The sequence below is a fragment of the Paenibacillus sp. 01T422 genome (genome assembly GCF_056398785.1).
Window position 1 is genome coordinate 1 of the sequence record NZ_JBFTQB010000666.1, and the last position, 3,696, is coordinate 3,696.

The 3,696-nt window shown below is 48.2% G+C and carries 3 protein-coding genes and 1 pseudogene; all 4 read right to left on the reverse strand.

Annotated elements, in window-relative coordinates; translation table 11 throughout:
* Window positions 1–46: 46 nt before the first annotated feature.
* A complete protein-coding gene (locus AC1DUA_RS28495) occupies window positions 47–1,609 on the reverse strand; it encodes an extracellular solute-binding protein (protein WP_477502966.1) in 1,563 nt (520 codons plus the stop codon).
* A gap of 33 nt (window positions 1,610–1,642) precedes the next feature.
* A complete protein-coding gene (locus AC1DUA_RS28500; RefSeq protein WP_477502967.1) occupies window positions 1,643–2,467 on the reverse strand; it encodes a hypothetical protein in 825 nt (274 codons plus the stop codon).
* Window positions 2,468–2,575: 108 nt separating this feature from the next.
* Complete coding sequence (locus AC1DUA_RS28505) at window positions 2,576–3,451, reverse strand: carbohydrate ABC transporter permease (RefSeq protein ID WP_477502968.1); 876 nt, start codon at window positions 3,449–3,451, stop codon at window positions 2,576–2,578.
* A 21-nt stretch (window positions 3,452–3,472) separates the two neighbouring features.
* Window positions 3,473–3,696 (reverse strand): annotated as a pseudogene (locus AC1DUA_RS28510) (sugar ABC transporter permease); the annotation flags it as partial.

A 3,696-nucleotide genomic window follows, 5' to 3' on the forward strand; every position in this document is an offset into this window, starting at 1 on the left:
GGTGTGGGTTACATTCTCCGACATATCTCATCCTCCGTATAATGGTTTATTTCCCCTTGTTAGGGTCTGCCTGATACTCTTTGTTTAACTCTTCCAGCACTTTATCGCCGCCGGATTTACGCCAATTGTCGAGCGCAGCCTTCCATCCAGTCATGTCGATCTCACCCATAATGTACTTAACACGGGCATCATTGATAATTTTATCGAGCTGCGTGCGCTTTGAATCTAACGTCGGTGAGTTGTATGCTGCTGCTGGGTTTGTTACAAATATATTTGGTATGGCACTTGCCTCTTTTTTGGCTGTTTTAAATTTGCCCGTATATTTATCATACGTTCCTTCCATAGCGAGCGACCCGTCGGAAACCTGCATAGCCTGCTGTAACTGAATGACCTCCGACGCATACTTGGCGGATTGCTCCGGCGTTCGGTCAGCTTTGCCGTCTTTCACGGTATAATGAATGCCTTCTCCGCCCCATTCGAAAATGTTTTGTCCCTCTGGCGTAGACAGCTTATCAAAATATTGCAGAATGCGCTTTAAATCGGCTTCGCTTTTCACCGTCTGCTTCGGAATAACGAAGCTGCCCGAAAGGCCGCTATCCATCAACAGCTTGGTGCCGTTCACTCCCTTAAGAATACTGGAGGTATCGAGCTCGGCTTTCGGATTTAGCTTGAAAAGTTCCGAGTGTCGGGAAATAAAGTCATTGTCACCAAGGCGAAAGCCGAACAGCCCTTTGTTACCGTTATCAATGTTCTGAACCCGCTCCGCAATGGCGAAATCCTGATTAATCAGCTTCTCCTGGTACAGACGCTTATACCAATTCATTGCATCCACAAAAGCTTGGCTTTCATGTGAGGGTACGACTTGATTATCTTTAATATCCCACACGTTTCCTCCGCCGGTCGCAGCTAATATGAGCTTGAAACCGCGAATGCTCTTCTCTTCAGCAAGACCAATCGTATCGTTCTTCCCGTTGCCGTCCGGATCTTTCGTGGCGAATGCTTTGATAACCTCATACATCTCATCAAGGTTTGTTGGAGGCTTCATACCAAGCTTATCCAGCCAATCCGTGCGGTAGATCATGCCATCCCCGACCAGAGAGCGAGCCCGGTTAATCTGATAATATTTGCCACCAACCGCGGTGCTCTTGAGCACTTCCGGATTCAACGCCTTTTGCAAGTTAGGATAGTCTTTGAGGTAAGGTCCAATTTCCCAAAACTGGCCGGCTCTCATCGCATTTTTGATATTGGATTGTACAGGGGTTCCGATTAACAGAACCATCGGCAGCTGTCCTGAAGCGATTGTGGCGTTTACCTTCTCTTCGTACGTCCCGTTCGGCACCCATTGAATTTGCAAATCTGTGTTCGTCAGCTTCTCAACCGCTGTAATAATCGGGTCACTCTCCTTCGGCGGCTCAGACAGGACGGACAGATTCATCATCGTAATGACAAAGGGCTTATCGTCTTTCACCTGTGTTGTACTCTCTGCTGTGCCCTGCTGGTTCGTTTTGGACGCCTCTGGAGGAGTATTGCTACAGCCGGCAAGAGCGGCGGTGACGAACAAACTCCCTACAATCCCCATCATGCTCGAATTCCTCAAAAGATTAGCCATGAAAGATCCCCCTTAGCCTATTGTGGTTTCATTTTATACCGCAAAGAATTCGTCGAACGAGCTTACATCGTTGGAATTTGCAAAAAATTGGCTTGCTCTGCGCAAGCTGTGAACCGCCTGATTCAAGGCCCGTGCATACTTGCTCCGCGGATCGGCGGATAATGCCGCATCAATATCGTCCTGTGAGGGCTCACTTCCGCTGCGGATAGATTCGGCCAACCGGATCAAAGCATCATCTTCGTCATAGAAATTCGATTGCTCAACATTCTGCCGTGACTTTTCTGGATCGGGATCGACCACTGCGCTAGCCAACTGCTCCATATGCTGCTCCCATTCCCGCATCATCTCGTCCAGCCGATCAAACCAACCCTCGATGTCATCGACATCCGGGACGAATGTGTGCATCTCAATAAAAAAGCGCTGCTGCATCACACTGAACAGCTCAGTGAGTTCCTCTCGGCTGATGCCTGAGCCACCTACATACCGCTTGCGGAACATCTCAGCATCCTGGTAAAGCTCTGCCTCTGCTGATTCCGGTGTCAAATGCGCCCTCGCTGCGCGATGAGCGACCCATCCAAGCGCTAAAGCAAGCGAAGATTCTGCTTGCATCTTGGGGACAAGCGGTGCCGAGCGGAAGCCGACTTCCTCCAACACCGTGCGCTGGGACTTCCAATCGTTTCTATAGCGTGTCAGCAGTTCCAGCGCAATCTGATCATCCGAGCGAGTTAGGCTGCCGAATTGGGCAAACGTTCGGTGTGCGGTGCTTACTTCTTTGAAGGCTTCGCAAATATCATCCGAAGCGTTCATCATATTCAGGCAATCATCCACAAATGCGGTACGGGTTAGGCTCTCTAACATGGTTCATCCTCCATTAACTCATATTGGTGTTATAGACTATGGCAACAAATTCCGTACAGGGGGAGAGCGTTCCGGTACTCGATTATTTTGCATAGGCCCCTCCTTGAATTAGCCTTTGACCGATCCGATTAACGCCCCTTTAGCAAAATGCTTCTGTAAAAATGGGTACACACAAAGTATGGGAACGGTAGAGATAACAATAACAGCCATCTTGATAATTTGTCCCGGGGGCACAATGTAATTGGAGTCAAATGTTGCAGAATCACCGAGCCCGCCCGAGGAGAGTATGACGATCTGCCGCAGCCATACCTGAATCGGCCATTTGTAGTTATCATTAATGTATAGAATGGCTGAGAAAAACGAATTCCAATGGTTAACCGCATAGAACAGCGAAAACGTCGCGATAGCGGGCAATGACAATGGCAGCACGATTTGCCATAGAATGCGCAAGTCGTTGCATCCGTCTATTTTAGCTGCTTCCTCAAGCCCGTCCGGCATCTGCTGAAAGAAATTTTTGAGCACAATCAGGTTGAACGCACTTATTGCCCCAGGCAGCAGCAACGACCAATAGGAATCGATTAATCCGAGCGATTTGACGACAAGAAAGAGCGGAATCATCCCTCCACTGAACAGCATCGAGAACACGACGCCGAGCAGAATGAATTTGCGTCCGTCCAAATCTTTGCGTGACAGCGGATATGCCATCAAACAGGTGAATATCAAGTTGATCAGCGTTCCAGCTACCGTAATGAAGATAGTTACACTCAAGCTGGTCAACAGCACCGGGGTTGAGAAGATATACTTAAACCCCTCAAGCGATAGTGTATGAGGAAATAAGACAATCCTTCGGCTGATATATTCCTGTGGCGAGGTAAACGCACCGCCGACCACATAAATGAATGGCAGTATGGTCACTAAGCCGAACAATCCCAGAAAGATGTAATTGAAAAGGTCAAACAGTCTTCCGCCAAGTGATTCCTTCATTTGGATTCCTCCTTCTTCTTATTAATAAATGCCTTCCTCACCTGCTTTTTTGGCCAATTGATTAGCGCCAACTACCAGCACAATCCCGATGACCGATTTGAACAAGTTCACTGCCGTTGAATAACTGAAATCCCCTTGCTGTATACCGCGTTCATACACATATGTCTCGAATACTTCGCCAACCTCGCGGTTCATCGGGTTTAACATGAGGAATATTTGCTCGAAGCCAACATCCAGAAATGAAC